The organism is Leeia speluncae (genome assembly GCF_020564625.1).
In the GTDB taxonomy this organism is placed as follows: Bacteria; Pseudomonadota; Gammaproteobacteria; order Burkholderiales; family Leeiaceae; genus Leeia; species Leeia speluncae.
Map to the genome: position 1 here is coordinate 1 of NZ_JAJBZT010000015.1, position 25,341 is coordinate 25,341.

General features: G+C 44.8%; 23 protein-coding genes. 11 read left to right on the forward strand and 12 right to left on the reverse strand.

What is annotated here, in order from left to right; all coding sequences use genetic code 11:
• The 7 genes from LIN78_RS17190 to edd all read right to left on the reverse strand — a co-directional run.
• On the reverse strand, positions 1-631 hold a 631-nt coding region (locus tag LIN78_RS17190), incomplete at its 3' end, for a pyridoxamine 5'-phosphate oxidase family protein (protein WP_227182116.1).
• Positions 632-635: 4 nt separating this feature from the next.
• Positions 636-1,400 carry a DeoR/GlpR family DNA-binding transcription regulator gene (locus tag LIN78_RS17195; RefSeq protein ID WP_227182117.1) on the reverse strand — a complete coding sequence of 255 codons (765 nt, stop codon included), beginning with the start codon at positions 1,398-1,400 and terminating at the stop codon, positions 636-638.
• 82 nt (positions 1,401-1,482) lie between these two features.
• Positions 1,483-3,288 carry an aspartate--tRNA ligase gene (gene aspS, locus LIN78_RS17200; RefSeq protein WP_227182118.1) on the reverse strand — a complete coding sequence of 602 codons (1,806 nt, stop codon included), beginning with the start codon at positions 3,286-3,288 and terminating at the stop codon, positions 1,483-1,485.
• Between the two features lie 87 nt (positions 3,289-3,375).
• Positions 3,376-4,035 (reverse strand): DUF502 domain-containing protein, encoded by a 660-nt coding sequence (locus tag LIN78_RS17205; RefSeq protein WP_227182119.1) that lies wholly within the window; start codon positions 4,033-4,035, stop codon positions 3,376-3,378.
• Positions 4,026-4,337 carry an FmdB family zinc ribbon protein gene (locus LIN78_RS17210; RefSeq protein WP_227182120.1) on the reverse strand — a complete coding sequence of 104 codons (312 nt, stop codon included), beginning with the start codon at positions 4,335-4,337 and terminating at the stop codon, positions 4,026-4,028. The genes LIN78_RS17205 and LIN78_RS17210 overlap by 10 nt, the downstream gene beginning before the upstream one ends.
• 189 nt (positions 4,338-4,526) lie before the next feature.
• On the reverse strand, positions 4,527-5,150 hold the full coding sequence (locus tag LIN78_RS17215; protein ID WP_227182121.1) for a bifunctional 4-hydroxy-2-oxoglutarate aldolase/2-dehydro-3-deoxy-phosphogluconate aldolase: 624 nt from the start codon (positions 5,148-5,150) through the stop codon (positions 4,527-4,529).
• Positions 5,151-5,171: 21 nt separating this feature from the next.
• Positions 5,172-6,986, reverse strand: a complete 1,815-nt coding sequence (edd, locus tag LIN78_RS17220; RefSeq protein WP_264474663.1) for a phosphogluconate dehydratase — start codon at positions 6,984-6,986, stop codon at positions 5,172-5,174.
• Between the two features lie 290 nt (positions 6,987-7,276).
• Between edd and zwf the strand changes: the two genes are divergently transcribed.
• From zwf to LIN78_RS17255, 7 genes are all read left to right on the forward strand, one after another.
• Entirely contained in the window at positions 7,277-8,737 is a 1,461-nt protein-coding gene (gene zwf / locus LIN78_RS17225; RefSeq protein WP_227182122.1) for a glucose-6-phosphate dehydrogenase, read from the forward strand.
• Positions 8,738-8,742: 5 nt separating this feature from the next.
• Complete coding sequence (gene pgl / locus LIN78_RS17230) at positions 8,743-9,429, forward strand: 6-phosphogluconolactonase (protein ID WP_227182123.1); 687 nt, start codon at positions 8,743-8,745, stop codon at positions 9,427-9,429.
• Entirely contained in the window at positions 9,419-10,453 is a 1,035-nt protein-coding gene (gene glk, locus LIN78_RS17235; RefSeq protein WP_227182124.1) for a glucokinase, read from the forward strand. Before pgl ends, glk begins: the two co-directional genes overlap by 11 nt.
• Positions 10,454-10,538: 85 nt before the next feature.
• Positions 10,539-11,387, forward strand: coding sequence for an SIS domain-containing protein (locus tag LIN78_RS17240; RefSeq protein ID WP_227182125.1), 849 nt, complete (start codon positions 10,539-10,541; stop codon positions 11,385-11,387).
• A gap of 2 nt (positions 11,388-11,389) precedes the next feature.
• Positions 11,390-13,045: a glucose-6-phosphate isomerase gene (gene pgi / locus LIN78_RS17245; RefSeq protein ID WP_227182126.1), complete on the forward strand. Its 1,656-nt coding sequence runs from the start codon at positions 11,390-11,392 to the stop codon at positions 13,043-13,045.
• A gap of 255 nt (positions 13,046-13,300) precedes the next feature.
• The gene (gene queF / locus LIN78_RS17250) at positions 13,301-14,170 is read left to right on the forward strand and encodes an NADPH-dependent 7-cyano-7-deazaguanine reductase QueF (protein ID WP_227182127.1); all 870 of its coding nucleotides are present in this window, start codon (positions 13,301-13,303) and stop codon (positions 14,168-14,170) included.
• Between the two features lie 65 nt (positions 14,171-14,235).
• Complete coding sequence (locus LIN78_RS17255) at positions 14,236-16,602, forward strand: GspE/PulE family protein (RefSeq protein WP_227182128.1); 2,367 nt, start codon at positions 14,236-14,238, stop codon at positions 16,600-16,602.
• A gap of 6 nt (positions 16,603-16,608) precedes the next feature.
• Here the strand turns inward: LIN78_RS17255 and LIN78_RS17260 are convergent, their stop codons facing one another.
• Positions 16,609-17,376, reverse strand: a complete 768-nt coding sequence (locus LIN78_RS17260; protein WP_227182129.1) for an AraC family transcriptional regulator — start codon at positions 17,374-17,376, stop codon at positions 16,609-16,611.
• A gap of 124 nt (positions 17,377-17,500) precedes the next feature.
• On the opposite strand from LIN78_RS17260, the gene LIN78_RS17265 reads away from it, so the two are divergent.
• The 3 genes from LIN78_RS17265 to LIN78_RS17275 are packed head-to-tail and all read left to right on the forward strand — an operon-like array spanning position 17,501 to position 19,877.
• On the forward strand, positions 17,501-18,262 hold the full coding sequence (locus LIN78_RS17265) for a sulfite exporter TauE/SafE family protein (protein WP_227182130.1): 762 nt from the start codon (positions 17,501-17,503) through the stop codon (positions 18,260-18,262).
• A 21-nt stretch (positions 18,263-18,283) separates the two neighbouring features.
• On the forward strand, positions 18,284-19,372 hold the full coding sequence (locus LIN78_RS17270; protein WP_227182131.1) for a 6-phosphofructokinase: 1,089 nt from the start codon (positions 18,284-18,286) through the stop codon (positions 19,370-19,372).
• A complete protein-coding gene (locus tag LIN78_RS17275) occupies positions 19,362-19,877 on the forward strand; it encodes a 2-thiouracil desulfurase family protein (protein WP_227182132.1) in 516 nt (171 codons plus the stop codon). The genes LIN78_RS17270 and LIN78_RS17275 overlap by 11 nt, the downstream gene beginning before the upstream one ends.
• A 41-nt stretch (positions 19,878-19,918) precedes the next feature.
• Here the strand turns inward: LIN78_RS17275 and LIN78_RS17280 are convergent, their stop codons facing one another.
• The 4 genes from LIN78_RS17280 to LIN78_RS17295 all read right to left on the reverse strand — a co-directional run bounded on the left by LIN78_RS17280 (position 19,919) and on the right by LIN78_RS17295 (position 23,980).
• Positions 19,919-20,851, reverse strand: a complete 933-nt coding sequence (locus tag LIN78_RS17280; RefSeq protein ID WP_227182133.1) for a carbohydrate kinase family protein — start codon at positions 20,849-20,851, stop codon at positions 19,919-19,921.
• Positions 20,852-20,917: 66 nt separating this feature from the next.
• A complete protein-coding gene (locus tag LIN78_RS17285) occupies positions 20,918-22,126 on the reverse strand; it encodes an AGE family epimerase/isomerase (RefSeq protein WP_227182134.1) in 1,209 nt (402 codons plus the stop codon).
• A 3-nt stretch (positions 22,127-22,129) separates the two neighbouring features.
• A complete protein-coding gene (locus tag LIN78_RS17290) occupies positions 22,130-23,122 on the reverse strand; it encodes a LacI family DNA-binding transcriptional regulator (protein WP_227182135.1) in 993 nt (330 codons plus the stop codon).
• A 180-nt stretch (positions 23,123-23,302) separates the two neighbouring features.
• Positions 23,303-23,980 carry a GntR family transcriptional regulator gene (locus LIN78_RS17295; RefSeq protein ID WP_227182136.1) on the reverse strand — a complete coding sequence of 226 codons (678 nt, stop codon included), beginning with the start codon at positions 23,978-23,980 and terminating at the stop codon, positions 23,303-23,305.
• A gap of 190 nt (positions 23,981-24,170) precedes the next feature.
• Here LIN78_RS17295 and LIN78_RS17300 point away from each other — a divergent pair, with 190 nt between their 5' ends.
• Positions 24,171-25,298, forward strand: coding sequence for a hypothetical protein (locus LIN78_RS17300; protein WP_227182137.1), 1,128 nt, complete (start codon positions 24,171-24,173; stop codon positions 25,296-25,298).
• Positions 25,299-25,341: the final 43 nt, after the last annotated feature.

A 25,341-nucleotide genomic window follows, 5' to 3' on the forward strand; every position in this document is an offset into this window, starting at 1 on the left:
CCCACTCAATAAGTTGAGTATTGCTGTTTAGTGGATTGTCTGTTGGTGTAAAGTGTACCTTCTGTGTCTCGAGATTTACAGTGCTTACCCCAAAAGAATCTACTGCTACTATTTCAACTCGTTTTTCTTTTTGTAAGTGATTGAGATGAGTTAATTCTTCTGAGCTCAAGTTGCAAGAAGCTAGTTTATTGTCGATATACTCTTCGAGATTTAACCAGCCCATTTTTCCGAAACTGCTGATAAACCGTACCTTTTCAGGTGTTAATCGATAAAACTCGAATCCACCAATATTAAGATATAGCGCGCTTTGTGGTATGAGTTTTGAAAATCGGCTTATTTCAATTTCTGATGGCGTAAATGCTTTGGCTTGTCCGAGGATTGTTAAACGCTTAGGGCTAGCTTCTGTTTCTCCTTGTGCTGTAACTAATAAAGAGCATCGAGGATCTGAAACTAGATTTTTGGTATGCTCTGCTAAGTGGCTAATGATGAAAATTGGCATGCCTTGGAAATCTGTGCATAGCTGTATCCAAGAAGCATGAGGATATTGAGGTAGTTGAATTGAGTTTGTTGCTAATGTACCTTCAAAACATGAGCGGATAGTGTATTGAATAGCGTGGCTTGGTATCTTCATTTATTTAGCACAATTTCACTGCTTTTACTGCGTTGGCGAGTTCGGTATAGCCTGGGCATTCTGCTGATTTACTGTTTGTAATTAATAAATCGATTTTTTCAGGAGGACAAAACTGCGCTCTACTGGTTAAACCAATTTTACTTTGATCAGCTAGGATAAAACTCCTGTTTGATTGCTCTGACATGGTTCTAGCAATGTCTGCTTCTTGAAAGTCAAAATTGCATGCTCCTTTTTCTGCATCGATACCAACAGGTGAAAGGATTGCAATATCCGCATGGTAGCGTCTTAGATCGCTGACTGTGGTGCTGCCCGTAGTAGCAGGGGCGCGCAGAGATATATTTCCACCAAGGAGAATAATCTCACTATTACGTTCAGTTACACTGTTTCGCAATTTTAAGGCGATATCAAAAGAATTGGTGATCACTGTGATCCCGCTCAACATACCTAGTTCTTCTGCCACTAATAAATTGGTAGTGCCTGCATCGAGCATTAGCGTAATCCCTTTGTGCATGTAGGGCAAAATGGATTTTGCTAGTTCTCTCTTGGCTACTACATGGCTATTCACTCTTTCTGTGATTGGCGCTTCGTCTTCAATCCGAATAATGCCGCCATGCACTCTTTTTAAGAGTCCTTGTTCCTCCATGTTTAGGAGATCCCGGCGCACGGTTTCTCTTGAAACCCCTAGGTTTGATATGATCTGTTCTATGGTTACACGATCTTGTGTATTAAGTAGTGCTTTGATTCTTTGGTAGCGTTCCTCTTGCCACATATACCCACCTTTGTTTTTATTCTTTTGATAGAAAAAAAGCCGTCCAAACTGTGGACGGCTTTTTATTGTACCTAGTAACAAATTATTCTGTTACTAATTTAGGTGTATTTCTAAGCTTAATATGCAACTCACGAAGTTGTTTCTCATCCACTTCATTCGGTGCATTGGTTAATAGACACTGTGCACGTTGTGTTTTCGGGAATGCAATCACATCACGAATCGATTCTGCGCCGGTCATTAACGTAACTAGTCGATCTAGGCCAAATGCTAAACCGCCGTGTGGAGGTGCGCCAAACTGAAGGTTATCTAGCAAGAAGCCAAATTTGTTTTGAGCTTCTTCTGGTGAAATTTTCAGTGCATCAAATACTTTCTTTTGTACTTCGGCGCGGTGGATACGGACTGAACCGCCGCCAATTTCCCACCCGTTAAGTACCATATCGTAAGCTTTTGCCAAGCATGCGCCTGGATTGCTCACCATTAAGTCTTCATGGCCATCTTTTGGCGATGTGAATGGGTGGTGACATGCTGTCCAGCGATCATCTTCTTCATCGTGTTCAAACATTGGGAAGTCAATCACCCATAGTGGGCGCCACTCTCTGATGAAGTAACCGTTGGCTTCGCCTCTTTCGTGACCAATTTTGATACGCAATGCGCCGATTGATTCATTCACTACTTTGGCTTTGTCTGCGCCAAAGAAGATGATGTCGCCATCTTGTGCTTCTGTGCGTTTTAGAATTTCTTCTAATGCCGCAACAGACAAGAATTTTACGATTGGTGATTGAAGACCTGAGTGCTCATCATTTGTAACTTTAGTCTTGTCATTTACTTTGATGTAGGCAAGACCTTTTGCACCATAGATGCCTGCAAATTGAGTGTAATCATCAATTTCTTTACGAGAAATTGTTGCACCATTTGGTACGCGCAAAGCAACAACGCGGCCGTTTGGCATATCTGCAGCGCCTCTGAAAACCTTGAATTCTTCTGTTTTCATTAGGTCTGTTAGTTCAGTGAACTTCAGCGTGACACGTAGATCAGGCTTGTCAGAGCCATAAAAATGCATTGCATCTTGGTAGGTCATGCGTGGAAAGTCGCCAAGATCAACGCCAATGGCTTCTTTGAAAGTATGTTTTGCCATACTTTCTGTGATATCCATGATCTGATTTTCAGTTAGGAATGAGGTTTCCAAGTCGATCTGTGTGAATTCTGGTTGACGGTCAGCACGTAAATCTTCGTCACGGAAACATTTTGTGATTTGATAGTAGCGATCAAAACCAGCAACCATCAATAGCTGTTTGAATAGTTGTGGAGACTGAGGTAGCGCGAAGAATTGGCCGTCATGAACGCGTGAAGGAACCAGGTAATCACGTGCACCTTCTGGTGTGCTACGTGTCAGCATTGGTGTTTCGACGTCGATGAAGCCTTGCGCGTCTAGGTAGTTACGGATCAACATCGCAACGCGGTAGCGTAGACGTAAGTTCTTTTGCATTGCTGGGCGACGAAGGTCTAACACACGGTATGTTAGACGTGTGTTTTCTGATAGATTTTCGTCATCCATCATGAATGGTGGGGTGACAGATGGGTTGAGTACTTCAATCTCATCTGCAATGACTTCAATTTCACCAGAGATTAGATTTTTGTTGGTTGTGCCTTCTGGGCGAGGGCGTACACGACCTACAATTTTCAAAACAAATTCATTGCGGACAGTATCTGCTACTTGGAACGCTGTTTGATTATCTGGATCGCAAACAACTTGAACTAGGCCTTCACGGTCACGCAAATCAATAAATACCACGCCACCATGATCGCGGCGACGATGAGTCCAACCGTATAAGGTGACTGTCTGACCAAGGTAGCGGGTATCAATTAGTCCGCAGTAATCTGTTCTCATTCTTTTAAAACTCTCTATCAAAAATGACGCTATTTGGATAATTACTTGTTTGCTATTGAGCATTGGCTCAAGCGTATAACTAAATTCTTAGTGTTCTTCTTTGTGAGGGTGTGCACCGGGTTTTGGGGCGACAACACCCATCGATATGATGTATTTCAATGCCTCATCCACCGACATCTCTAATTCTTTTGTTTCTGATTTAGGAACAATCAAGAAAAAGCCTGATGTTGGGTTTGGCGTGGTTGGCACATAGACGCTAACCATATCTGGCGGCAGTATTTCAGCCACTTCTCCTGTTGGTGTACCTGTTTGAAATGCAATGGTCCAACTCCCTTGATGCGGGTAGTGGACGAGCAATGCTTTACGAAAGGCTTGGCCGTTACTAGAGAGTAGGGTGTCTGAAACTTGCTTGACACTACTGTAAATTGTTTTGAAAACTGGGATTTTGCTGAGTACATTTTCCCAGAGAATGTAAATCCGTTTGCCAAGAATATTGGAAACGGTTAATCCTGTTAGCAATAGTACCAACAGTGTAATGACAACGCCTAAGCCGGGTAATCCTTTAACTTGCCCAAAAAGTGGTAGGTTAAATTGGATTAAAGACTCTGGCTGCCATTGTGGTGGGAGCCAATGAAAGATCCCATCTAAGGTTCCAATAATTAATTGGAGTACCCAAAGTGTAATCACCATCGGTACCCAAATTAATAGGCCAGTTAGAAGGTATTTTCGAAGTCTGATTAGTGACATCCGCAACCACCTGAGGTTCCACAAGCGGGGGCGCTTGCTGTCGTTGTGCTAGTGGTTTCTGTTGTTGTTGATTCTGCAGGCTTTGGTGAGGTTGCGTTTACTGTAGCCGAGCTAGAAGAACCACCTCTAAAGTCGGTCACGTACCAGCCAGATCCTTTTAGTTGAAAACCAGCCGCGGTTAGTTGCTTGGAGAAGCAGGGCTGTTTGCATTCAGGACAGTCTGTTAGTGGTGCATCAGAAATCTTTTGCAGCACGTCCTTGGCAAAACCGCAGCTGCTGCAACGATATGCGTAAATTGGCATGCTAAACCTCTAAGTTACAATTACAAACTTTAGATTATACCTGAAATTGATATGAGGTAGATTATTCGAGAGGGTTTGGTAAGTAAAAACACCACCATTTTGGGTGAGTTCTTCAGCTATGTTTTAAAAACATCAGCTGAGTCACGAAAATGGTGGTGCTTTATAGGTGTTTTTTACTTGTATTCTTGTTTAACCACGTAGAGAAGCTGCTTCTTTCGCTAGGCGTGTAATTTCATCCCAGTTTTTGCTTGCAATGGCTTCTTTCGGTGTTAGCCAAGATCCACCAATACATACAACGTTTGGCAATTTTAGAAAATCTGGTGCGGTTTGCGGGGAGATTCCACCTGTTGGGCAGAATTTAATCTCTGGTAATGGGCCTCTAATGGCTTCTAGTAATTTCACGCCACCCGCAGGTACTGCAGGGAATAGTTTTAACACTGCAAAGCCGGCGTCTCGGGCAACCATTGCTTCTGAAGGTGTCATGACGCCTGGTAAAAATGGTAGGCCGCTTTTTTTTATGCTTTCAAGGAATGCCGGTGTGCTGCCAGGACTAACACCAAAGCTGGCGCCTGCCTCGATCACTGCATCTAGCTGACTGGCAGTGGTGATCGTGCCAGCGCCGAGAATGGCATCTGGCACTTCTGCTTTAATTAACTTAATTGCTTCTAGTGCTTTTGGCGTGCGTAGTGTCACTTCTAGCGTTCTAATTCCACCAGCAACTAGCGCTTGGGCAAGTGGGACGGCAGTGTCTAAATCATCAATGACGATAACAGGCATTACCGTTGTTGCTGCAATAATTTGATCGAGTGTCATGCGGTTAAGCCTCTTTCTCTATTAGTCTTGGAAGCCAAAGGTCATTGCGCCAGCTTCTGCATCACCTGCCATTTGTCTTAGACCTGTGAATAGCTCGCGTCCAAATCCAAATTGGTTGTTGGTTAAATTTGCTGAAGCAATTTCACGCGTTGCCCATTCATTTGCGTCTACGTCAGCGGTTACGGTTCCGGCTTCTGCATCTAAGGTAATGATGTCACCGTTACGTACTTTTCCTAGTGGTCCACCTGACAGTACTTCGGGGCTCATGTGAATGGCTGCAGGAACCTTGCCTGATGCGCCGGACATACGTCCGTCCGTTACTAGTGCAACTTTAAAGCCTCTTTCTTGAAGTACGGCTAAGGTTGGTGTTAGCTTGTGAAGTTCTGGCATGCCATTCGCTTTTGGTCCTTGGAAGCGAATCACTGCAATAAAGTCTTTTTCAAGTTCACCACGCTTAAATGCGGCAAGTAGCTCGTCTTGATGATCAAAGATCACTGCAGGGGCGGTTACTTTGCGATGCTCAGGTGCGACGGCAGAGATTTTAATCACTGAGCGGCCAAGATTGCCGGCAAGTAGGCGTAGCCCGCCATCTGCACTAAATGGTGTTTTTGCGCTGGCGATTACTGTGTCGTCACCACTGGTTGTGGCGCCATCTTTCCAAGCTAGTTCACCGTCAACTAGTGTTGGTTCTTGCGTGTAATTGGAAAGACCTTTGCCAACAACGGTTTGCACGTCTTCATGTAATAAACCGGCACTAATTAGCTCTCTGATGAGTAGTGCCATTCCACCTGCGGCATGGAAGTGGTTAACGTCTGCTTTGCCGTTTGGATAGACTTTTGCCAGTAATGGTACGACTGCTGATAGTTCACTGAAATCATCCCAGTTAATTTCAATGCCAGCAGCTTTTGCAATGGCTGGTAAGTGGATGGCGTGATTGGTGGAGCCGCCAGTTGCCAGTAAACCAACAATACCGTTAACAATGCTTTCTACTGTAATGATGTCAGAAGTAGAGATGCCTTCTTGGCTTAGTTTGATGGCTTGAACGGTAGCTGCTTCTGTGAGTGCATGGCGAAGAGGGGTGTTTGGCGTAACGAATGCAGAGCCAGGCATGTGTAAGCCCATAATCTCCATCAGCATTTGGTTGCTGTTTGCTGTGCCGTAGAAGGTACAGGTGCCTTCGCTATGGTAAGAGCCCATTTCGGATTCTAGCAATGCATCGCGACCCACTTTGCCTTCTGCGTACAGTTGGCGAATCTTTGCTTTTTCAGAGTTTGAAATGCCTGAAGTCATTGGGCCTGCTGGCACAAAGACAGCCGGAAGGTGGCCAAAACGCAATGCACCAATTAAAAGACCTGGAACGATTTTGTCGCAGACACCAAGGTAAAGTGCTCCGTCAAATACATGATGAGATAAGGCAATTGCAGTGCTCATTGCAATAATGTCGCGGCTAAACAGGGATAGTTCCATGCCTGGTTGGCCTTGTGTGACGCCATCGCACATGGCTGGTGTGCCGCCAGCAACTTGTGCTGTTGCGTTGCTTTTTCTTGCTGCGGCTTTGATGATCTCTGGATACCCAGCATAAGGCTGATGAGCAGAAAGCATGTCGTTATAAGCGGTAACGATACCAATATTCGGTGCCTTTGCAGCTTTTAGTACTAATTTATCATTCTGCGGCATGGCGGCATAAGCGTGTGCAACGTTGGTGCAAGAAATATGATCGCGAGTAACGCCATTTTGTTTGGCTGCTTTCATCCTTGCTTCGTAGCGTGCTCGGCTTTGGGCGCTGCGTTCTTTGATCCGTTCAGTAACGGCAATTAGTGTGCTGTGCAAAGGCATGGTCGTAATTCTCTTGTAGGATAACTACATTTAACGTCATGACGATCAAAGTGTCAAGGTGAAATTCTGTACAGTAAAAGTGAATTTACCTATGCAAATATCACGTAAAGGTATGTATTTGCTGGTTTATTTGATTCTGCTGGACAGTTGTTGTTTTTAAAAGTAGTATAACTACATAAGATGCTTATCCGTATGGGTACTCATTGCACTCAAAATTGGTAATCTGCCATTTTGCTGGTAATAATTAAGCTATAGCACATGAATGTGTATAAGTAGAGAGGAAGTGCACGGTGTCAACGACTCAATCTTTTAATATGGTCTTGTTTGGTGGAACTGGCGATCTTGTGATGCGCAAGTTACTACCTGCTTTATATCAAGCGCATCGTTCTGGTAGTTTGGGCGTTGGCCGTATTCTCTGCTTAGGGCGTCGTGATTTTAGCCAGGATGACTATCTATCTCAGGTTACTGGCAAAGCAAAAGAATTTTTGCCTAAGTCTGATTGGTCTGATGAGGTTTGGGCTACTTTTGCTGCACGCATCGCTTATGTCAAAGTGGATGCTGAAAATGCTGAAGATTACCCAGCTTTGAAAACTGCTGTTGACGAAGTGCCTGCGGAAGTAACCGTATATTATCTCTCTACAAGCCCTTCATTATTTACCGGTATTTGCCAAAACTTGGCCGCCCAACAAATGAATGGTGACAATGTCCGTGTTGTGTTGGAAAAACCGCTTGGTCATGATCTTAGTTCTAGCAATGAGATTAACCAATCAGTTGGCCGTTTCTTCAAAGAAAACCAAATTTATCGCATTGACCATTATCTAGGTAAAGAGTCGGTACAAAACCTGATGGCACTACGTTTTGGTAATGCGCTATTTGACCCGCTCTGGAGAAGAGAGTGGATCAGCGATGTTCAAATTACGATTGCTGAAGAAGTTGGCATCGAAAAGCGTGGTGGTTTTTATGACCATACTGGCGCACTAAAAGATATGGTGCAAAACCATTTGCTTCAAATGCTTTGCTTTGTCGCAATGGAGCCGCCATTTAGCTTAGATTCTGATGCGATTCGGGATGAAAAGTTAAAAGTGCTTCGTGCCTTAGTGCCATATTCTCAAGAAGACGTGCTAACCAAAACGGTACGCGGTCAATATAAAGCTGGTGCATCACGTGGACAACCTGTGGTTGGCTACTTGCAAGAAGACGGTGTTGCAACAGAAAGTAAAACAGAAACTTTTGTGGCGCTGCGCTGTGAAATTGCAAACTGGCGTTGGGCTGGCGTGCCATTCTTCCTTCGAACCGGTAAGCGTATGGCCGACCGCCTAGCCGAAATTGTGATTAATTTCCGCGATGTTCCTCATCAAATCTTCCCTGCGCCAGGTGGTATTAGTTCTCCTAATAAGTTGGTGATTCGCTTACAGCCCGAAGAGCACATGAAGCTCTACTTCTTGGCCAAAGCGCCTGGTGACAATATGCGCTTACAACAAGTGCACTTGGACCTGGATTTTGCGGCGAGTTCTTCTATCCGCCGTGCGGATGCTTATGAGCGACTATTGTTAGATACCATTCGCGGCAATCTTTCCTTATTTGTGCGTCAAGATGAACTTGAGCAGGCGTGGAAATGGGTTGAGCCAATCATGTCTGTTTGGTCTCAAGATGGAAGTGCGCCTAAGCCGTATACTGCTGGTACTTGGGGACCTGCAGCTTCTTCTGCGTTGTTATCTCGTGATGGTTTGTCTTGGCATGAAGAGGCATAAGCAAGATGAAACTGCATGTGTTTAATCAAATCTCTGAGCAATCCTCTGCAATTGCAAAAGCGATTGCTCAGCAATTAAGTGCAACGCTTGCGAACCAAGACTCTGCTGTGATTGCAGTGTCTGGTGGGAAATCTCCTGTTCCTGTATTTGAACAATTGCGTGAAATGGAGCTGCCTTGGGATCGTGTCATCGTTACTTTAGTAGATGAGCGTTGGGTGCCTGAATCCGATAGTGGTAGTAATGCAGCGCTAGTGCGAACGCATTTGCTACAAGGACAAGCGGCATCTGCCACGTTTATCCCGATGTTTGGCTCTGAAGCTTCTGCTAGTGACGCAGAAAGCCGATTAAATGCAACTTTTACACATTTAGGACTTCCATTTTCAGTGGTGGTTTTGGGAATGGGTGACGATGGACATACGGCATCCTTGTTTCCTGCTAGCCCAGCTTTAGATGCCGGATTGGCGAATGATGCACCTATTTGTTTAGCACAGGTTGGCGCAGTCGCACCAACTGATCGCATGAGTTTGACACTGCCTGCGATTAATCAAGCCGGTAAAGTATTCCTCCAGTTTGCGGGTAGTGCCAAAAAGGCTGTATTTGATAAAGCATGCGAAGCGCCTTCGAAGACATGGCCAGTGAGCTTTGTCTTATGTGATACAGCAGCAGATGTCGAGGTATTTTATGCAGAATAACCTTCGACCATGGTTAATTGCTGATATTGGCGGAACCAATGCTCGTTTTGCTTTGGTCGACCCAACAGAAGTGAATACAAGTTTCCGCTTTCATAATGAACACGTTTTACCTACTAGTAGTTATGGAAGCTTGCTTGAAGCGATTGAAGCATATTTAACGACGGTAGGTTACGCAGAATCGCATAATCGCCCTGAATATGCGGCTTTTGGCATTGCCAATCCGATTGCTGGTGATGTGGTGAAGATGACTAACCATAGCTGGCAATTTTCTATTTCAGGCTTGCAAGCAGAGTTGGGTCTCAAAAAACTGCTCATGCTGAACGATTTTTCTGCATTGGCTTTGGCGCTTCCTCATTTGTCTTCCGAAGAAGTTCACAAAGTATGTGGTGGAGAGGTTGTGGATGGTGCTGCTATTGCGCTAATTGGTGCAGGAACCGGCTTAGGTGTCTCTGGGCTAGTACCAAATGGACATGGTGGCTGGATTGCACTTTCTGGTGAAGGAGGGCACGCAACTGTTTCCCCATTTAATGAAAAAGAACGTGCATTGATGGCATTGGTTCAGCAAAAGCTGGGGAATGATGCCCATATTTCTTTTGAGCGATTCTTGTGTGGCGGTGGTGGTGCAGAGCCGATGGGCCTGCCACTGATCTATGAAGCGGTTTGCGAATTAAATAGCGTTGAAAAGCTAGACTTTGGCCCTGCTGATATTTCGACATTAGGTGTGTCGAATGCGGATGCACAATGCCGAGAAACGATTGATCTATTTTGTGCCATGTTGGCAACTGCCGCTGCAAATTTGGTGCTGACCTTAGGTGCGCGTGGTGGTTGTTACATTGGTGGTGGCATTGTGCCTAGACTAGGCGAGTACTTTGCAGATTCTCCATTTATCGCTCGATTTAAAGATAAAGGTCGTTTCTCGACCTATATGTCGAACGTGCCAGTTTTTGTTATTCAAGCAAAGTACCCAGCCTTTACTGGTGCAACCGCTGCGCTACAGCAATTCTTACGTGAGTCTGGTGAATAGCAGACTTAACTAGCATGAATTTGGTACGATAGCGGCTCTAACTCAAAACAATTAGCAAGCAAATCATTTATAAAAGGGCAAGAGGGTGCTAAATCGAATCAATCATCAGCTAAATAATTTGCCAAAAGCCGAGCGTCTAGTGGCTAAGCAGGTGTTGGAACAACCTCGCTGGGCAGTTGAAGCACCGGTGGCTGAAATTGCGCGGGTTGCGCAAGTAAGCCAACCGACGGTGATTCGTTTTTGCCGAAGTATGGGATGCGATGGTTTATCTGACTTTAAACGTCGTTTAGCCAATAGCTTGGCCAGTGGAGTACCTTTTGTCCATAGCAGTGTCACGCTGGAAGATTCTGTTTCTGATCTTTCTGCCAAAGTGTTTGATAACACGATCTCTGCGCTATTGAAATGTCGAAATGACTTATCTGCCCTGTCTTTGCAACAGGGCATTTTGTTGTTAAGCGAAGCAAAGCGTATCGAATTTTATGGCCAAGGTAACTCCGGCATTATTGCCGAAGATGCACAACATAAATTCTTCCGTTACGGCGTCCCAACGGCTGCTTATAGTGATCCCCATGTGCATCGCATGGCGGCAGCGGTGCTAAATGCTGGGGATGTGGTGGTGGCCGTATCTGCAAGTGGCCGATCTACCGACATTATTCATTCTGTACAAATGGCGCTATCTGTCGGCGCTAAGGTGATTGCCATTACGCCATCAGGTACGCCTTTGGCACGAATTGCAACGGTCGCCTTAGGGGCGGATGTTCAAGAGGATGTGGAAGTATATGCTCCGATGCTGTCTCGGTTGGTGCAGTTGGTCATTATTGATGTATTGGCGGTTGGTGTTGCGTTAAAACGCGGACCAGAAGCCATTTCACAATTAGAAAAAGCTAAGCGTAGTTTGAGAGAAAAACGAGTTAGGAACGGGGAAGACGTCTAATCATGTCCAAATTAACAGAAACTAAAGCATGGGAAGCCTTGTGGGCTCACTTTAGAGAAAATAGTCACCACCACATGCGCGATTTATTTGCGCAAGATGAGCAGCGTTTTGAACGCTTCTCATTGCAAGTGGGCGGTATTCTTCTTGATTACTCGAAGAACCGTATCAACCAAGATACGATGGATATGTTGGTTAATTTGGCGCGTGAACGTGGCATGAGTCAGCGCATTGCTGCGATGTTTAACGGTGAAAAGATCAACTTCACCGAGAAGCGTGCTGTCTTGCATGTGGCGTTGCGTAATCGCACAAATAGCCCGATTTTGGTTGATGGTGAAAACATTATGCCAAAAGTGAATGCGGTGTTGGACCGCATGTGTGCTTTCGCGCATAGCGTTCGCACTGGCGACTGGTTGGGTTATACCGGCCAACCGATTACCGATGTTGTCTCTATTGGTATTGGTGGATCTGATCTTGGTCCTCAGATGGTATACGAAGCGCTGAAGCCTTACGCGCACCCTCGTATGAAAATGCACTTTGTATCGAACGTTGACGGCAGCCAAATTGCCGAAACGCTAAAAGAAGTGCATCCGGCTAGCACCTTGTTCGTGATTGAATCAAAAACCTTTACGACGCAAGAAACGTTAACGAATGCAAAAACTGCCCGCGAATGGTTCTTAGCCTCTGCGAAAGATGAAAAGGCGATTGCGAAGCACTTTGTTGCCGTTTCTACCAACCGTCAACGTGTGGTGGATTTTGGTATTGATCCGCAGAATATGTTTGAGTTCTGGGATTGGGTTGGCGGTCGTTTCTCTGTTTGGTCTTCTATCGGTTTGCCGATTGTATTGGCGCTGGGTCGTGATCACTTCTATGAGTTGCTAAATGGTGCTCACCTAATGGATCAGCATTTTAGAAATGCGCCATTAGAGAAAAATATGCCGGTATTACTTGGTCTACTGGGTATTTGGTACATGAACTTCTATGGTGGTGGCTCGCATGTCATCGCCCCTTATGATCAGTATTTACATCGTTTCCCATCTTACATCCAGCAGTTAGATATGGAATCGAATGGTAAACAAGTGAACCGTGAAGGTGAGCGAGTAGACCATGAGACGGCTCCAATTATTTGGGGTGAGACAGGGATTAATGGTCAGCATGCTTACTACCAATTATTGCATCAAGGTACACACATTTCCCCAATCGATTTAATTTGTTCGATTGATGGTCGTCACTCGATGCCTGGTCACCATGACATTCTGCTTTCTAACGTATTTGCTCAAGCACAAGCCTTTATGCAAGGTAAAACCGCAGAGGAAGTTCGTGCAGAACTTGTCGCGCAAGGCTTGTCTGGAGATGAGTTAGAGCAAATGATTCCGCACCGTGTATTTGATGGTAATCGACCAACCAATACGATTTTGGTATCGAATCTGGATGCCCATAACCTAGGTGCTTTGATTGCGTTGTACGAGCATAAAATCTTTGTACAAGGTACAATCTGGGGGATTAACTCATTTGACCAATGGGGGGTTGAACTAGGCAAACAATTAGCCAAGAAGATCCACCAGCAATTGGTTGATGGTTCAGAAGTTTCTGAGCATGACAGCTCTACACGTAATCTGATCGAGTATTACCGTCGGTTTACGAAAGCTAGTAAAGCCTAAGCATAACTAAAGGTCTGCTAGCATCCTGTTCGGAAAGGTGGGCGATATCCGCTGTCCACCTTTCTGTTTTGGGGAGGGTGTTGTCCCGAGGCGAAACGTGCCATGGGGGTGCGCGTTCGCCTGATTTTTTTTCGTATGTACTCGATGTTCTTTGCTGCGCTTCTTTGATTTAAAATTTCCTAAGTGTTTTTCTTTATTGCTAGCCCGCGTGTGTTAGCATTTCTCTATCTATGATTGTTCCAAAAGTTGTTGATTATGTCTGATGCTATTCATTCAAATGCAGGTGTGCCTGAGGCTTCTCCGCTAGGCAAAACGGTTACTTATCGAGATACCTATGCGCCAGAATTATTGTTTCCTATTCCTAGGCAAGGAAAGCGTGATGAACTCAGTATTCAGGCTAATCAGCTACCCTTTATGGGCGTAGATATTTGGAACGGTTACGAGTTGTCTTGGTTAAATGCTAAAGGTAAACCACAAGTAGCAATTGCGGTTTTTACGATTCCAGCCGACTCTCCTTGTTTAATTGAATCTAAATCCTTCAAGCTTTACTTAAATAGCTTTAACCAAACACGCATTTCTAGCTGGGATGAAATGAGGACTCGTTTGGTGAAAGACCTTTCGTCGGCGGCTGGTGCTGGTGTGATGGTTCAACTCCATGAGCTTGCTAAGTATGACGCGCAAAGTATTGGTAAGTTAGAAGGTTATTGTATCGATGGCTTAGATATTGAAGTAGATCAGTATGATCCAGATCCTTCGCGATTAGCATTTGCGCCTGTGAATGCGGAAGAGGGCGAAGCGCCAGTAGAAGAAGTGCTGATTTCTCATTTATTAAAGTCTAACTGCCTAGTAACCGGGCAGCCGGATTGGGGCAGTGTACAAATTCATTATGTTGGTCAACAAATTAGCCAAGAAAGCCTACTTCGTTACCTGATTGGGTTTAGACAACACAATGAGTTTCACGAGCAATGTGTAGAGCGAATTTTTACCGATATTATGCGCGAATTAAAACCACTGAAATTAAGTGTGTACGCACGTTACACTAGACGTGGTGGCTTGGATATCAACCCATTTAGAACAAATTTCCCGCAAGGCATGCCTCCAAACTTACGCTTGGCTCGTCAATAATGACGTATTCATGTCATACTTACTTTATTGGGAGAAACGTACTGATCTAATTGGGAGATAGGCAGATGAGTGAGCAGTCATTTGGTGTGACGCAAATGGTGGATGTCAGTGAGCGTTTAAATTTTCATCGGCACCTGCAAACACTTGTCAATAAAATCCATGCGACCCAAGATGTAGATGAATTGATGGTAGAGTTATCTGCTGAACTTTGCCATCATTTTGGCGCAGATCGTTTAACGATTTATGTGCTTTCTGAAGATCAGACCTCCATTATTTCCAAAGTTAAAACCGGTTTAAATGCCTTTAAAGATATTCGCTTACCGATATCCGAACAAAGTATTGCTGGGTTTTGCGCCTTACATAAACGTCGTTTAAATATTGCGAATGTTTATGATGAGAACGAGCTTTCTCGATACAGCCCTCAACTAAAGCATTTGTCTGAAGTCGATAAACGTACCGGTTACGTGACGAGACAAATGTTGGTCTCCCCCATTCTAGACGAGCGCGATAATAGCCTTGTCGGCGTTTTGCAGCTGATTAACCAAAAAGACAATCAGCCATTTTCTTTATTGGCATTAGAAGGCGTCATTGAAATTGCAAAAACACTGGCGATTGCATTGCGCCAGCGTCAGGCGGGCGTGTTCGTTGCAAAATCTCGTTACGACTATTTGATACAAGATGGGGTGATTGCACTTGCAGAAATGCGCTTGGCGCAAATTTCTGCGAGACGAAAAAACAAAGACTTCGAATCAACCTTGATCGAAGAGTTTCAAGTGAGTAAAGAGTCGATTGGCCAAGCACTCGCTCACTTTTACCAAGTTCCCTATCGGCCGTTTAAGGCTGGATTAATCAAACCATTGAATTTGCTGAAGTCTTTAAAACGCGAGTTTTTAGAAGAACAACAATGGTTACCGCTAGAAGAGACCACTAGCGGGATTGTCATACTGACAAAAGATCCTGAGCAAATTCGCAATACGCGGGTTGCCCAACAATTGTATCCTCAAGGTCAGCTGATTTATGCGGTAGCAACAACTGTGGATTTCAATGCGACCCTTGATGCTTTTTATGGTGCGGGGAACGGGGATGATGGCAGTCATATCACCGATATTTTGTCGGATATGGAAGATGATGTGAGTGAAGTTGTCACGTCAGAAGATGTGAGTGCTGCGCAAGACAATGAACTCGTCAAGTTAGTAAATAAAATCATTGTGGATGCTTACAATCAAGGTGTCAGCGATATTCATATTGAGCCTTATCCTGGTAGAAATAAAACCGAAATTCGCTTTCGTCGGGATGGTACCTTGGTGCCCTATATTGAAGTGCCTTCCAGTTATCGCGAGCCGTTAATCACACGTATTAAAATTATGTGTGATCTAGATATTTCGGAGCGAAGAAGACCACAAGATGGAAAAATCAAATTTAAAAAATTTGGTCCGCTAGATATCGAACTTCGCGTTGCCACTGTGCCTACTTCTGGCGGTTTGGAAGATGTGGTGCTGCGTATTTTGGCAGCAGGCGAGCCGATTCCGCTAGAGAAGTTAGGGTTATCTAAAAATAACCACCAACGGTTAGTGAATGTAGTGAATAAACCGTATGGATTATTCTTTGTTTGTGGCCCGACTGGATCTGGTAAAACTACCACCTTGCATTCGGTGCTCAAGTATCTCAATACCTCAGAAACCAAGATTTGGACTGCTGAAGACCCGGTTGAAATTACCCAAAAAGGGCTGCGGCAGGTTCAGATGAACCCGAAAGCAGGATTAACTTTTGCAACTGCGATGAAGTCTTTCTTGCGTGCAGACCCAGATGTGATCATGGTGGGTGAAATGCGAGACAAGGAGACAACATCGATTGGTATCGAAGCTTCGTTGACAGGGCATTTGGTGCTGGCGACGCTACATACCAACAGTGCGCCAGAGTCAATTATTCGCTTGTTAGATATGGGGATGGACCCATTTAACTTTGCCGATGCGTTACTAGGAATATTGGCTCAGCGCTTAGCAAAGCGTTTATGCCCAAGTTGTAAGGAAGCGTATCAGCCATCTGATGCCGAGATGTTGCAACTAGTTGAAGAATATGCGGAAGAGCTGTTACAGACTTCTCGTTGGAAAGAAAATCCTCAGCAAGAAAAGCAAAAGCTACTGCAAGATTGGAAGAAAGACTTCGCAAACGCCGAAGGGAAATTCACTCTCTATCGCAAAAAAGGGTGCGATGTTTGCCAAGGCTCTGGTTATAAAGGTCGCCTTGGCTTACATGAATTACTGGTTGGGTCGGATGCTTCTAAAAAGGCCATTCAAAACCATGCGAGGGTGGCAGAACTACTCGCGATTGCCTTAGAAGAAGGGATGCGAACGCTTAAGCAAGATGGTATTGAAAAAGTCTTGCAAGGATTTACCGATATGCCGCAGATCCGTGCGGTTTGCATTAAGTAATGTAGCTTATGCTTGAAAATGACTGGGGTTATGCCCAGTCATTCGCTTGCACATCAATGAAAAAGCACTTGGATGTTCAAACCCAATGTCTAATGCAATTTTGCTAATGGATTCGCCCTGATGAATACGTGGAATCGCATGAAAAAGACACGCTAATTGAATCCACTCACTAAACGTTTTTTGGGTTTGTTTTACAAAGTGCCTGCTAAATGTTCTTCTACTAATATGTAGGCTTTCATACCACTCTTCCATCGGCTGATGGATGTTTGGCATCCGTAAAAAGCGTTCACAAAGTTGTTTGAGCATTGGGTGGGCAGACGGTAGCGGTAATCCAAAATTTGCGCTCGGCAGAAGCGGGACTTCTACTAGCAGCAAATCTAAAATCAATGATTCTCTTTTTGTTAACACTTGCCGCATGTCAATTGATGCGGCATGGATGAGTAGTTGTTTAACTAAGTCAGAGATGATTTTCACTTCACAATGCAAGCTAGCCTCTTCGATTGCTTCCGGTTTGATATAGATGCTGCAAGTAGTGACGCTGCTTAGCATTTTCACCGCATGTTCAGTTTCGCTTGGAATCCAAACCGCTTGGTTGCTTGGGATAATCCATTGTCCGGATTCTGTGCTGACTTCCATCATCCCCGTTGCTGCAAATAACAGTTGATGTCGCTGATGGCGGTGTGGCGCTAAATACGCATTCTTAGAATAGTTTTTTTCGATTGCAACAATCGGGTTGGGAAGGTGTTCCCACTCTTGAATATCTGCTTTTTTCATTTTTCTACGCACAGAGATAGATTGAACCAAGTTGGCATTTTAGATGGGTTGAATGTCATTTTCCATTATTTATGTCTTTGAAGTGTTTTCATAACATATGCTCTCTACCAAATGAGAGATAAAGATGAATATTGTGATTCTTGGTTTACTGTGTGGCGTATGCTTTCGCTGCTTTGGGTTTGGTGGCGGCTTTTTTCTAGTTCCGGCGCTATTTGAGACGACAAACGAAGTCAATTCACCTTTGGATATGCTAAGTACCATCCAAGTAGTCGTCATCGTGATGTTAGTGAATAGTGGAATTCATGTGTTGCCACGTTGTCTCAAATCCCCGGAAAAATACAAGCAGGTATTTCGATTTACCCCTGTACTGTTTATTGGCGCACTCGCAGGCGGATGGTTGGCAATTAGCCTAGGTGGCAAGACGCTTCAGATACTGTTTATTGCCTACTTATTGATGTCACTCTTGTTTGGAGAGGCGATCTTTAGGCATGCACATATATTTCGCCGTGAATTGCCGACAGAATCGACATGCTTAGCAATGGTTGCTAGTACCGCTGGCATGTTGGGCGTAGGGGGGAGCGTATTTCTGGTGCCTTGGTTTTATCTAAGCAATAATGAAGAAATGAAGATGGCAGTGGAACTGAGTCAGTTTTGTACCTTCTTTATTATGCTAGGTTCCTCTTTTAGTGCTTTCTTTGGCATGCATCAGATTTCATTTTCCTTTGCTTGGTTAAACTGGCTTGTTGTATTGGTTGCGTGTATGCAATTGGGGAGTTTTCTGGGGCAGTTTCTGCTTTCTTATCTGCCAAAATGGGCTCAGCAAATTGGTTATAGATGTTTGTTAGCAACTGTTACGCTTGGCATGATCATCAAAGGACTCACCTAGTGGGTAAAAAAAGGATAAAAAATGAAGCAACTCACGATTGGGATTTTAACTGGTGGTGGTGATTGCCCTGGGCTTAATGCAGTCATCCGTGCGGTGACGCAGACAGCTATTCGACAATTTGATGCCAAAGTGATTGGTATTGAGGATGGTTTCGAAGGACTGGTGGAAGGGCGTACAAGTGTACTTACACTGGGCATGACAGAAGGACTCTTGCCTCAAGGCGGGACGATTCTAGGTACGTCAAATAAAGGAGACCCCTGGCATTATCGGACGATGTTGTCAGATGGAACGATGAAGTCTGAAGATCGTTCTGCAGATATGCTTAAAACGGTGAATGAATTAGGTATTGATGTCCTCGTTACCATCGGTGGTGATGGTACGATGCAATTGGCAGGGCAACTTGCGGCAATGAATATTCCTATTATTGGTGTGCCAAAGACCATTGATAATGATTTAGCTGCCACGGATCAGACGTTTGGTTTTGATACGGCAGTTTCGATTGTTAGCGATGCTTTAGAGCGTTTAGCGACGACGGCTTCTTCGCATCATCGAGTCATGGTGGTGGAGGTGATGGGGCGAAGTGCAGGGTGGATTGCGTTAGCTGGTGGGCTTGCTGGTGCTGCTGACGTGATTCTTTTGCCAGAGATTGATTGGACGTGGGAAGCGGTGTGTCAAAAGGTATTGCAACGACACAGTGAAGGTATGCGCTACTCCTTAGTGTGTGTGGCGGAAGGTGCTTTGTTGCCTGATGGTTGCATTGTTAGCCAAACGGATGCTCGCCTAACTGACCCTATTCATATGGGTGGCATCGGGCATGTGGTCGCAAAAGAACTTGAACAACGAACAAAGTTAGAATCCCGTGTGACCGTGTTGGGTCATTTACAACGTGGTGGTTCACCGACTAGTTATGATCGTCTTCTTTCCACGAGATTTGGCGTGGCGGCGGCGGAGTGTGCCGGCAAACATCAGTTTGGGGTGTTAGTGGCGCTAAGAAATAATGAGATTGTTGCCGTACCTGTGGAAGAAGCATTGGGCCCAAGAAAAGTGGTGCCAACGAATCATTCATTGATTGAAGACGGGCGACGTTTAGGAGTGTGCTTTGGCGACTAATACGGAAGGAGTTCAAAAGCCCTCTGTACTCGTGAGTGCATGTCTACTTGGCGATCCCGTTCGCTACGACGGCCAAACAAAAGGGATGAGCGCCTCGCTAGTGAATCAGCTCGCGAACATTGCAAAGGTTATTCCTATCTGCCCGGAAATGGCGGGGGACTTACCAGTGCCTCGTTCCGCAGCAGAAATTATTCATGGGGATGGGCGAGATGTTTGGCGGGCCTTGGCGATGGTTCAAACCGCAGATAAACAAGATGTGACATCCGCTTTTAAGGCTGGTGCAGAAAAGGCGTTGGCCTTGGCAAAGGCGAATCAATGCCAATTTGCCTTATTAATGGCTCGGAGCCCATCTTGTGGCAATGTTCAAATATATGATGGTAGTTTTCAGTCTCAACTAAGAGAAGGGATGGGTGTTACAACTGCATTACTCACCCAGCATGGGATTACCGTTTTCAACCCATCTCAAATTGAAGAGTTGTTTGAGCAATTGGCGGATACTGAGTAAATCATGCAGGTAGCCAAATGATTTGGCTACCTGCTCAATATTTACAGCGAAGTTGCAACAGTTTGGGCGTATAAGCTATCGATCAGCTCCACTGATGGCGGATTGGCTCCCGCAGATAAGCATCCACCTGCGCCGGCCGCTACAGAGAAACGTAAGTGTTCTTCCCAAGAGCGATCTGCATGATACATAACACTGTAAAGCAAGCCACCAATACTCGCATCTCCAGCGCCCACCGAATCAATCACTTCAATTTTAGGCGGTTTGCAGTGCCAGCTTTGTGTGCCAATGTGAATAGAGGCGCCCTGTTCACCACGGGTATATAAATAAGCGGACTCAGGGTTCCAGCTTCTTAATTTGTCGAAGGAAGCATCAATGTCATCATGTCGGAACAAGCCTACTAGATCCTCATCAGATACTTTGACAATATCTGCTAGCTTGGTCATTTTTTCTAAAATTGGATCATACTGTTCATCCATCATTAGACGGAAATTAGGGTCATAGCTAATTTTTACGCCATGCGATTTTAGCTCTGCCGCTAAGGCCACTAACTTATCAGCTAATGGCTGTCTGGCTAAGCTAACACCGCAAAAGTGTACCCACTCCACTGCATCCATCCAGCCTGCTGGCAGTAGGCTTGGATCAAAGTGAAGATCGGCACTATCATCCCCAATAAAGAAGTACTTTGGTGGCTGTGTTTCATGCACAATCGCGAGTAGCGGCGACTTTGCCGGTTGCTGTAAGAAGCGCATATCCAGACCTGCAGCTTCTGTTGCTTCATGCAGCGCTTGGCCAAATACATCTTTACTAATTGCGCCTGCAAAACCACTTGGCACGCCGAGCTTCGCCATTACGCGGCCAACGTTCCACGTCGCCCCACCTACTTTAGTCACCCAAGTGTCAGGGCCTGTACGAATAATGTCGGTAAGTGCTTCTCCAGCTGCTACAAAACGGGGGAGAGTAGTTGGTTGCGTCATGAAATTCTCTTTTCAATGTTCATCATGATGGTTTAAACAATAGGGTAAGAATGGGGGGATCTTTATTTATCCTAGTACATTCAATGCTTCATAGCAGGCACCCATGGTGTGATAATCCACTTTGCCTGCTGGGCTCTTTTCATCGGAATATTTTTTGTTGTCAGCGGATAAAATTCGGTACCAAGCGCCATGCTGGTGGTCGATCATATGATCCCAGCTGTAGATCCATAATTGGTTGTACCACGCCCAGTACTTTTCATTACCGGTTCGGTTGGCTAATAGGGCTGCTGTCGCTAGGCTTTCTGCTTGGACCCAAAAGTATTTATCGCTATCACAAATTTCATCTTCAGGCCCAAAGCCATAAAATAAGCCGCCATGTTCTCTATCCCATGCTTTATCCATGGCCGTATCAAATAACGTAATGGCTTTGGGTAACAGCCATTCGCTATCACCCTGCAAGTGGTCTTTAAAACGTTCCATGATCAAGAGGAGCTTTGCCCACTCTGTTAGGTGACCCGGTTGGTAGCCCCAAGGGCGGAAAATATTCGTTTTATCATCTTTGTTGTATTCCCAATCTACTTGCCAGTTCGCTTGATAATGTTCCCACATCATATTGTTAGCTAATGCCGCTTGCCGAATGGTGATGTTTTTTGCTAATTCTTCTGCACGATGTAGATATTTTGTGTCACCCGTTGCCTCAAAGGCAGTTAGCATGGCTTCGCAGGCATGCATGTTGGCATTCTGCCCACGGTACGGTTTTAACTGCCAATCCCCCGTTGCTTCATCTGCATACAAGCCGTAAGTTGGTTCCCAGAAACGTTTTTCCATGAGCGCATAGGTTTCGTCTAACCATGACCTAGCTTCTGGGATGCCTGCCATCAGCGCATGGGCATAAGCGAGTAAAACAAATGCCAATCCATAACAATGGTTGGTTTCATCTAGTACGGTGGCAGTGCCGTCTTTCCAGCAAACTTCCCATGCATAGCCTTCTGTTTCTGCATTTCGGTGTGCAGACCTTAAAAATGACACCGCATGCTTTGTCATTTCTAAATATTCAGGCTTTTTAAATTGACTGTACGCCATTGCAAAGGTGAACACATAGCGTGTGCTGCTCACCAGATGCCTTGTACTTGCATCATAAATATCGCCGTTGTCTTTTAAAAAGTGATACATCCCGCCAGTCGTATCCACACACCGAGGATAGTAAAACGCCATGGTTTGCTGGATGTGATTCAAAAGGGGTTCACGTTGGCGAAAGTCAGGGTAATTCATCATGCATTACTCCTTAAATAGAGTCGGTTGCGTACTTTGTCGGATGCAAAGTGAGACAGGAAGGACCATGGATAACTTATCTGTAGATAGATTCAAGAGGCTCTCCACACCTAGCTTTCCTAATTCCCCTTTTTCAATTCGAATCGTTGAAAGCGGAGGGTTGGCGTGTTGCGCTGCATCGATATCATCAAATCCAATCACCGCAATATCTTTTGGAATCGAATACCCTTTTTGCTGACACGCTCGCATGGCAGCAAGAGCAACCGCATCGTTGTAGCAAACAATGGCATCAGGCGGTGTCGGTAAGGCTAATAGTTGCGCCGTGACTTCTTCGGTTGCGCTATCTAATGGCAAGGCATCATTAATCGTGACAAATAAATCAGGGTCTGCCAGTAATTGATGATTAAACAAAGACTTATGATAGCCATGTACCCGTTCTCGGATACTATAATGCGCTTGGGAACCAGAAATAAATGCGATACGGCGACGACCTAGTTTAATGAGATGATCCGTTGCTAACATTGCACCTTGACGGTTATCTGGATTGAGATGCGTTAGTTCATCGCTCGTGTTATCTAACAGAACAACAGGTTTGCCCAGCTTTTGGATAAGGCGGAGGACATCTGGCTCAAAGAAGCCTGCACAAATAATCGCGTCAGGTTCATGGCGTTTAATTTGGTTTTGAATTGGGTCGGCAGGTCCCAGAGATAAAAAACTGAGTGCGAGTTCATGTTGATGGCAAACGTGCTCGGCACCTTGCAACACGCTTGCATAAAATGGGTAGCTAGCCAACGTGTTGTGCTGACGATGGATGATGAAGCATACCTTGCGGATGCGGTCATTTCGGAGTTTGTTAAAGTTGTAGCCCATCTCAGAAGCTACTTGATGAATTTTAAGCCGGGTGGATTCGGTCAGTCCCGCCTGATTTTTTAAAGCACGCGAAACCGTTCCAATAGATACCCCGGCTACTTTGGCGATATCGCGCACTGTAGCAGACATGTCTATCCTCTTTTATTTTGTTTAGTTTTTGTTTAGTAAAGGGATTCTACGCTGTGTTTTAAAGAAATAAAAGTACAAAAATCTGTACTTCATTGCGTTGAATAACTACGAGATAACGAGACAAAAAAGCCACCTGTTACGGTGGCTTAGTGTGTGCATGCTAGTAAGAGTATGACGTAACTATCTCTCGCTATGCTGTCTCTGTGCAAAAAAATCTTCTAATGCTTTTTCTGCTTTTAGAATATGCTCAGACAGATATTCTCTTGCCTTTTTACCCTCGCCAGCCTTACAAAAATCAATTAGGTGACGATGCTCATCGGTGGCTTGCTGGTCGAATTTTGCATACAAAATTTGCATGCGAGTGTACCGTTCTGTTTTGTTTAGTAAAGATTCAACTAGCGCTAAACTATGTGGACGATTTGCTGGTTTGTATAGGGCTAAATGGAAGTGCGCATTCAAACGACCCCAAAGCGAAATATCTTGCTGAGCCAACGCATCTGCAAACTGATTAAGAATATTCTCCGCTTCATTAAATGCCGTACTTTCGGCATGATTGGCCGCGCGCTCAATCAAATCTCCCTCGACCATTACTCGTATATCGAGAAGTTCTTTAATATCGTCGAGCGAAAACTTGGTAACAATTGCCCCTTTATGGTCAAAAATTTGGATAAGACCTTCGGCCTCTAATTGACGGAGTGCCTCGCGTACTGGCACCCGGCTAACCCCAAATTCTAAAGATAAAGCTTCTTGTCTTAATTGAGAGCCATCTGGTAGCTCACCACTTAAGATTCTATTCCTTAGCGCTTCGGTCACCGCTCCCGTCAGTGTTTGCCTAGCGATGGGACTATTTTTTTTCATTGTAGATTGACTTTGCAAGATTAGATCAACACTCAAAGGGCGACATTAACAAACTCTTAGATCGATGGCAAATTTACCCATGCCCTTGATTGGATTCGATCAGCTTTTATTTAGATAACTCATGTAGTTAGCTGAGTTTTTAGATTCCAACGATAATTGCTGATTTCAGAAAAACGACGAAGAGGGAAGGATGCTTGGTATAATCTGGGGATATGATTTTTCTACTAGGTTTGACATGCGAGTATCTGATCCAAGAACCATCACCGCTTTTCCATTTTCTGCAGAATACCCAGAGCTAGCCAATTGGCTTTCACAAGCAGGAAGCGCCCCAATCAATAAAGCGTTGATTGAAGAATTGTTTTTCGAAGGCAAAAGCGAAGTTATCGGTGCATTGTTAGCAGCATTGCCAGCAAAAGAGAGACTACAGTGTTGGAAAGCCGTCGCGGCCATTGCTGATGGCACAGGTACGGTGCAAAGAGATGATGGCAAGCTAGTCCGTTTGTTTGCTATTCCACTCGTCATTGTCGCAGGTTCTAGACAGCCTTACACCATCCCTGCATTACTCCCTAACCCGTTAGAAATGCGCGCTTTGCTCGTCGAGCATGGCGTGATGGATTCTAGTAACCATGTTTGGATGTCCGGTGAATTAGTGGACTTAGAAAGCCTTGGTAAAATTAAGAATGACGCTTGGTATCAAGCGCATTTGGCAACGACACTAGCGACCCAAGGGTTCCCATTCAATCTAACGCCTTCAGACGTCTTGGTCGAAAGCCAAGAACGCGTGCATTTACGTTTTATCGTCGGGATTGTTGTTGAAGATGCGAGTCGTCAGCGTGCACGTATTGGCGATGAGGTCGGTAAATGGGGTATCCCATTTGGACAGTTGCTCCAAAAGCAATGGCAAAAAGAAGGTATGACACTATTTGTGATGCCGAGAGCGCTAACGGGTGTCGTTGCTGGTCAATACGATGCCAGATTTACAACGCTTGAAGTGGCCTTCCATCTGTTTGCTAGTTCTATTATTCGCCGTATTAGAGAAGGGGTAGGTGACCCTGCCGTGATTTTATCTGTGCATGAAAATGCAGAGATTCGCGTCACTATTCAGTCTAGATTGCAGCAAGACGTAGTAGAAAGATTTGTTTGGCCACTTGATCCAAAAGATCATATTCCTTCTGTCTTCTCCATGATGCATACGTTCTTTACGGAATGCCAAGTAAGCGACATTATCCTTATCGACAGATGTTTGCCTGCGACGGTAGAGGAAGGAATCCCATTCTTCCCATGCCTAGATGATTTAGAAGGTGATACGACTCACTAATCACAAGTGGTGAGCCACCAATAAAAAAGCACTGCAGTTTGAC